Source organism: Adlercreutzia sp. DFI.6.23, from assembly GCF_024462535.1.
Lineage (GTDB): Bacteria > Actinomycetota > Coriobacteriia > Coriobacteriales > Eggerthellaceae > Adlercreutzia > Adlercreutzia rubneri.
The window spans coordinates 1-481 of sequence record NZ_JANGBP010000057.1; the positions used below are offsets into that span (position 1 = coordinate 1).

General features: G+C 62.2%; 1 pseudogene. It reads right to left on the reverse strand.

The features are described 5' to 3' along the window. A pseudogene (locus tag NE591_RS12320) lies at positions 1-393 on the reverse strand (polyprenyl synthetase family protein); the annotation flags it as partial. Positions 394-481: the final 88 nt, after the last annotated feature.

Here is a 481-nt window from a genome sequence, read left to right on the forward strand (position 1 = left end):
CAAGTCGCCCATATTGATGGCCAGCCCCAGCCCCTCGGTGAGGTGCAGGCAGGGCTCGCCGCGGAGCAGCTCGGCCTCGTCGGCGATGTCATCGTGGATGAGGGCCGCTGAATGGAAATGTTCGATGGCGGCGGCGGCAGTGGCGGCGCGATTGGGGTCGCCTCCCACGGCCAGGCAGGCCGCGAAGCAGATGAGCGGGCGGTGGCGCTTGCCCGCGTTCTCGCTGTAATGATAGAGAGGATCGTACAGTTAGCGATCCATATCCCCATGGGCCCCATGGGGAATATAACTGTTGATCAGCTCCCCGACCGGATCGGCGTAGGCTTTCAAATAGTCTTCGAACGTGGTGGGCGTCTCTTCGACGCCTGCGAGGATTTCTGAGATGTTCTTCATAGCGCTTTCTTGCCGGAGGACGGTCGTTTCAGCATCGCATCATGATACCACGGGCGAACGGACGCGTCCCGCGCGATCGGCCCATCGA